The sequence below is a fragment of the Aquibaculum sediminis genome (assembly GCF_040712085.1).
GTDB classification, from domain to species: Bacteria; Pseudomonadota; Alphaproteobacteria; order Kiloniellales; family DSM-21159; genus Aquibaculum; species Aquibaculum sediminis.
Genome location: NZ_JBFCVK010000012.1, coordinates 108654 through 115007 on the forward strand (window position 1 = coordinate 108654; position 6354 = coordinate 115007).

Sequence of the window (6354 nt, forward strand, 5' to 3'; positions counted from 1 at the left end):
AGATCCATGAGCAACGAAGAGGTCGCCCCGCTCTACCGCCTGCGCCCGGCCGAAGCGGGTGACACGCCGGCGCTCTGTGTGCTCTGGCAACGCTGCGGCCTCACCGTGCCGCACAACGATCCCGAGGCTGACATCGCCCTGTTCAGGGCCAGTGCCGACGCGGAAATCCTGCTGGCCGAGCGAGAGGGCGAGCTCGTCGGTTCCCTGTGTGTCGGGCACGACGGCCATCGCGGCTGGTACTACTATCTCGCTGTCGACCCGGCCCTGCAGCGGCGGGGCCTGGGGCGGCATCTGGTCCAGGAGGGTGAGCGCTGGCTGAAGCAGCGCGGGCTGCGCAAAGTGCAGCTCATGATCCGCCCCACCAATACGCGCGTTCGCGCCTTCTACGAAAGCTGCGGCTACGATCTGACGCCGCGCCTGGTGATGGCGCGCTGGCTGGACGCCAAGGAAACGCCGGCCCCGGAAAGCGGCGCCGACATCGAAGTCGTCGTCACCCACCTGGAAATGGACGGCAAGCCAGCGCTGCAGCGCCCTCACCCCTCCGGCGGCCACAAGCTTGCCCTGCTGCGGGCCGAACAGCCGCCGCTGGACTTCTATCGCTTTCTCTACCGCAGCGTTGGCAGCGACTGCCTCTGGTGGGAGCGACTGGCGCTGGACGATGCCGCGCTGGCTGCGACGATCCACGACCCGGACGTGGCGATCTACGTGCTCTATGTGGACGGCGTGCCGGCCGGCTTTGCCGAACTCGACTCCCGGCCCCAAGCCGAAACGCCCCCCACCGGCGAGCGCGACACGCGGGCGTGCCGGCTTACTCACGTGGGGCTCGCGCCCGCCTTCCGCGGCCGCGGCCTGGGTGCCTTTCTGCTGCACGAGACCCTGGAACTGGCCTGGGACCAGCCCTGCAGCCACCTGCTGCTCTCGGTCACCACGCTGGATGCGCCGGGTGCGCTGACATTGTGCCAGCGCATGGGCTTCGCGCTGACCGGCCGGGAACAACGCCGCTTCCCCGACCCGCGTGGCAGCGGATTGCTGCTGCCCAATACCGGCATTTGACGCGAATTCTGCCCCAATCAGCCGCATTCCCGCCCTGGTTACCCGCAGAACGCGAAGGGTGCATAATGCAGGGCTTCATTTTATCACCCGTTTGCTGCTACAAAGCGGTTTCGGGATTCCCATTCGGGGTCTTCGATAGAGTCACTAACGAGAACAGGTGAGGGACAAATGAAACTGAAATCAATTCTTGCTGCCGGAGCCGTGGTCGCCGTTGCTGGCGCCGCCCTTCCGGCCGCTGCGCAGAGCATGATGGAAACCATCACTGATCGCGGCGAACTGAACTGCGGCGTCAGCACCGGCCTCGCCGGCTTCAGCAACCCGGACAGCGAAGGCAACTGGACGGGCCTGGACGTCGACGTCTGCAAGGCGATTGCCGCGGCGATCCTGGGCGACAGCGATGCTGTCTCCTACACGCCGGCGACTGCCCAGCAGCGTTTCACCATCCTGCAGTCCGGTGAAGTCGACCTGCTGTCGCGCAACACCACCTGGACGCTGACCCGCGACACCTCGCTGGGCCTCCACTTCGCCCCCGTCACCTTCTATGACGGACAGGGCTTCATGGTGCCGCGCGAGCTGGGCGTGACCAGCGCCCTCGAGCTGGACGGTGCGGCCGTCTGCGTGCAGCCGGGCACCACCACGGAGCTGAACCTGGCCGACTACTTCCGTGCCAACGGCATGGAGTTCGAGCCAGTGGTGATCGAGCAGCTTGACGAGGTCAACGCGGCCTACTTCTCCGGCCGTTGCGACGTCTACACCACGGACGCCTCGGGCCTGGCCTCGATTCGCTCCACGGTTGCCGAAAACCCGGAAGACCACGTTATCCTGCCCGAGCTCATCTCCAAGGAGCCGCTTGGCCCGGCCGTGCGCCAGGGTGACGACGAATTCTTCAACATCGTGAAGTGGGTGGTCTTCGCCCTGATCGAGGCTGAAGAGTACGGCATTAACTCCGACAATGTCGACGACATGCGCGAGAACAGCGACAACCCGGGCGTTCAGCGTCTGCTCGGCGCCACCGCCGGCATGGGTGAGAACCTGGGTCTCTCCGAAGACTGGGCCTACAACGCGATCAGCCAGGTGGGCAACTACGGCGAGATCTTCGAGCGCAACGTGGGTGTCGACACCCCGCTGGGCCTCGAGCGCGGCTACAACGACCTCTGGACCCGCGGCGGCCTGATGTACGCCATGCCGGTCCGGTAAGGACGGTTTTATCCGCATGAACCGGCCGTCGTCGCCTTCGGGTGGCGGCGGCCGCTGCGGCCTCCAGGAGGGGTCGCAGACGTAGTGACGAGCTGACGCGCGAACGGGGCGGGCAGACCCTTAACGGGCAGAGTCCCCCGCGCGGCCAAGCAGGGAGGCCGGCTCGTGGCAACAGACAGCGATCGAGGCGCAACCGCTTCGTCGAAAACGCCATTCTGGTATGATCCGCGCTTTCGCGCGATCTTCTTTCAGATTCTCACCGTCGTTCTGGTCCTGGCCGGCATCGGCTACCTCGTCTCCAACGTGATGACGAACCTGGAACGGCAGAACATCGCCAGCGGCTTCGGCTTCCTCAACCGGGAAGCGGGCTTCGCCATCGCCGAATCGATGGTCAGCTACAGCGCGGCGGATAGCTATGGCCGCGCCTTCATCGTCGGCATTCTCAACACCTTCCGGGTGGCCCTGCTGGGAGTGGCGCTGGCGACGATCATCGGCGTGCTGGTGGGCATCGCGCGACTCTCGTCCAACTGGCTGATCGCCAAGCTGGCCTCGGTCTACATCGAGGTGATGCGCAACCTGCCGCTCCTGCTGCAGCTTTTCATCTGGTATGGCGTGATCACGGTCAGCCTGCCCGGCCCGCGCGATGCGATGAACCCGATGACGGGCATCTACCTCAGCAACCGCGGCTTCATGATCCCCGCGCCGGCAGCCGACCCGATCCACGCCTATATGGGCATCGCCGCCCTGCTGGCTCTGGCGGTGGGCTACCTCATCCGCCGTTGGGCCAAGCAGCGCCAGATCGATACCGGCAAGCAGTTCCCGGTCTACAAGACTAGCCTCGGCCTGTTGATCCTCTTCCCGGCCATTGCCTGGGTGCTCGGCGGCGCGCCGACGGTCATGGAATTGCCGACGCTGCAGGGCTTCAACTTCCGCGGCGGCCTGACCTTGACGCCGGAGTTCGCCGCGCTGCTCTTCGGCCTGACCTTCTACACCGCGGCCTTCATCGCCGAGATCGTGCGCGGCGGCATCTTGGCGGTCAGCTATGGACAGAGCGAAGCCGCCTTCGCCCTCGGCTTGCGCAAGGGCATGGTGCTGCGCTTCATCGTGCTGCCCCAGGCCCTGCGCATCATCATACCCCCGACCACCAGTCAGTACCTGAATCTGACGAAGAACTCCTCGCTGGCGGTGGCCATCGGGTATCCCGATCTCGTCTCGGTGGGCAACACCACCTTGAACCAGACCGGACAGGCCATCGAGGCGATCACCATCTTCATGGCGGTCTACCTGACGCTCAGCCTGACGATCTCCCTGATCATGAACTGGTATAACAGGGCAATCGCCCTGGTGGAGCGCTGAGCCATGACCGATCAGACGCTCAACCGCACCGTTCAGCAGGCCGCGCGCGCAGGCGGCGACTCACCGATCGTACAGCCGCCGACCACCAAGACAGGCGTCATCGGCTGGCTGCGCGCCAACCTCTTCAGCACCTGGTACAACTCCCTGGCCACGCTGATCCTGCTCTACATACTGGCGAAGATCATTCCCGGTATTGTCGACTGGCTCTTCATCAGCGCGGTCTGGACCCATACCGAACCGGAGGTCTGTCGAGCCGCCGACGGTGCTTGCTGGGCCTTCATCCATGAAAAGTACCGGCTGATCCTTTTCGGCACCTACCCCTTCGACGAGCAGTGGCGCCCGACCCTGGCGGTTTTGCTCTACCTTGTCCTGCTTCTGGCCAGTTGCAACCGCGCCTTCTGGAAGCCCTGGCTGGGTGTCGCCTGGGTCGCCATGCTGGCGGTAATCGGGACGCTGATGTACGGCGGCGTCTTCGGCCTGACCCAGGTGCCGACCACCCGCTGGGGCGGCCTGCCGCTGACCTTGATGCTGGCCTCCTTCGCGCTGGCGATCGGCTTTCCGCTGGGCATCCTCATGGCCCTGGGCCGACGCTCGAACCTGCCCATCGTGCGGATCCTCTCGGTGGCCTACATCGAGCTGATCCGCGGCGTTCCGCTGATCACCGTGCTGTTCATGGCCTCGGTGATGCTGCCGCTCTTCCTGCCCCAGGGAGTGTCGATCAACAACCTGCTGCGCGCCCAGATCGGCATCATCCTCTTCGCCTCTGCCTATCTGGCGGAGGTGGTGCGTGGCGGGCTGCAGGCCATTCCCAAGGGCCAATACGAGGCCGCCGACAGCATTGGCCTCGGCTATTGGCAGAAGACGCGCCTCATCATCCTGCCCCAGGCCTTGCGGATCTCGATCCCGCCGCTGGTGAACACCTTCATCGGTCTGTTCAAGGACACCTCGCTGGTGATCATCGTCGGGCTGTTCGATCTGGTGGGTGCCGCCAAGGCGGCGCTGACCGATCCCTCCTGGCGCGGTTTCTACCGCGAATCCTACTTCTTCATTGCCATGATCTATTTCGTCTTCTGCTTCTCCATGTCGAAGTACTCGCAGTACCTCGAGAAGAGGCTGAACGTCGGAACCCGTCGCTGAGGATGACCCTGTCATGAGCCTAGCAAGCGAACGCCACCCCCCCACCGCCCGCGCCGCCAGCGGCAGCCCGATCATCGAGATGAACGGGGTCAACAAGTGGTTCGGTGAGTTTCACGTCCTGAAGGAAATCCATCTCGCCGTGGAGCGGAAGGAGCGGATCGTCATCTGCGGTCCCTCCGGCTCGGGAAAATCAACCATGATCCGCTGCATCAATGCCCTGGAGGAACACCAGCGCGGCAAGATCGTGGTGGACGGCATCGAACTGACCTCGAACCTGAAGAACATCGATGCTATCCGGCGCGAGGTCGGCATGGTTTTCCAGCAGTTCAATCTCTTCCCGCATCTCACGGTGATGGAGAACCTGACGCTGGCGCCGATCTGGGTGCGCAAGGTGCCCAAGAAGGAGGCCGAGGAAACGGCCATGTACTACCTGGAGCGCGTACGCATCCCGGAGCAGGCCCAGAAGTATCCGGGGCAGCTTTCCGGCGGCCAGCAGCAGCGCGTGGCGATCGCGCGCTCGCTCTGCATGAAGCCGAAAATCATGCTGTTCGACGAGCCCACCTCCGCCCTCGACCCGGAGATGGTCAAGGAGGTGCTGGACACCATGGTCTCGCTCGCCGAGGAGGGCATGACCATGCTCTGCGTCACCCACGAGATGGGCTTCGCGCGCACGGTGGCCGACCGGGTGATCTTCATGGACTTCGGCGAGATCGTCGAACAGAACCGCCCGGAAGAGTTCTTCGGCAACCCGCAGTCCGATCGTCTCAAGCTCTTCCTCAGCCAGATCCTGCATTAAGGGCACGGCAAGGCAGTTCGGTACGTAAAACCGGGGGCTCGTCACCGCCGCCCGGCGGCGGTACCCTGCGCGCCTGTCGCAGGAGGAGACTTGCATGTTCTTCGAGCCCGGCCAGCACAAGCAGCACGGCCTGCCCTACAACCCCTTCAAGGCGCTGGTGGTGCCGCGTCCCATCGGCTGGATCACGACGATTGGGTCCGACGGTGTGGTGAACCTGGCGCCCTACAGTTTCTTCAACGGGCTCTCCGACGCGCCGCCCATGGTCTTCTTCGCCAGCAACGGCAAGCCGCGCAGCCAGGACGGCGGCAAGGACAGCCTGCGCAACGCCGAGGAGAGCGGCGAGTTCGTCGTCAATCTCGTCACCTGGGATCTGCGCGAGGCCATGAACGCCACCGCCGCCCCCCTAGCCCCGGGTGAGAGCGAACTGGAGCGCACCAAGCTCACCCTGGCGCCCTCGGAAAAGGTGAGCGTGCCGCGGATTGCGGACTCGCCGGCGCACCTGGAATGCCGCTGGATCAAGACGGTGGACCTGCCCTGCACCCTGCCCGACACCGGCAACCACATGGTGATCGGCGAGGTGGTGGGCATCCACATCGAGGAGTCGCTGCTGACCGACAAGGGCCTGGTCGACCTGGCCCGCGCCCGGCCCGTCGGCCGGCTGGGCTACATGGACTACACCGTGGTCGATACCATCTTCGCCATGGAACGCCCGAAGCGCTAGAGTATCCGTGTTGATCAAGAAGGAAAGTTGACCCATGGACGCTGATCTCTGAGGAGGGCGTTTGCGAGGATCACGAGCTTGCGCATGATGGCTG

The 6354-nt window shown here is 64.7% G+C and carries 6 protein-coding genes; all 6 read left to right on the plus strand.

All coding sequences use genetic code 11. From position 1 onward, the window contains the following. The first annotated feature begins 6 nt into the window (after positions 1–6). The 6 genes from ABZ720_RS16820 (at position 7) to ABZ720_RS16845 (ending at position 6260) form a co-directional block, all read left to right on the plus strand. Positions 7–1053, plus strand: coding sequence for a GNAT family acetyltransferase (locus tag ABZ720_RS16820; RefSeq protein ID WP_366556686.1), 1047 nt, complete (start codon positions 7–9; stop codon positions 1051–1053). 168 nt (positions 1054–1221) lie between these two features. Beyond that, positions 1222–2250: an amino acid ABC transporter substrate-binding protein gene (locus tag ABZ720_RS16825; protein ID WP_366556687.1), complete on the plus strand. Its 1029-nt coding sequence runs from the start codon at positions 1222–1224 to the stop codon at positions 2248–2250. Positions 2251–2415: 165 nt separating this feature from the next. After that, positions 2416–3606: an amino acid ABC transporter permease gene (locus ABZ720_RS16830; RefSeq protein WP_366556688.1), complete on the plus strand. Its 1191-nt coding sequence runs from the start codon at positions 2416–2418 to the stop codon at positions 3604–3606. A gap of 3 nt (positions 3607–3609) precedes the next feature. Then, positions 3610–4743 (plus strand): amino acid ABC transporter permease, encoded by a 1134-nt coding sequence (locus tag ABZ720_RS16835; RefSeq protein WP_366556689.1) that lies wholly within the window; start codon positions 3610–3612, stop codon positions 4741–4743. A 79-nt stretch (positions 4744–4822) separates the two neighbouring features. Then, a complete protein-coding gene (locus ABZ720_RS16840) occupies positions 4823–5539 on the plus strand; it encodes an amino acid ABC transporter ATP-binding protein (RefSeq protein ID WP_438264116.1) in 717 nt (238 codons plus the stop codon). A 94-nt stretch (positions 5540–5633) separates the two neighbouring features. Then, positions 5634–6260, plus strand: a complete 627-nt coding sequence (locus tag ABZ720_RS16845) for a flavin reductase family protein (RefSeq protein ID WP_366556691.1) — start codon at positions 5634–5636, stop codon at positions 6258–6260. Positions 6261–6354: the final 94 nt, after the last annotated feature.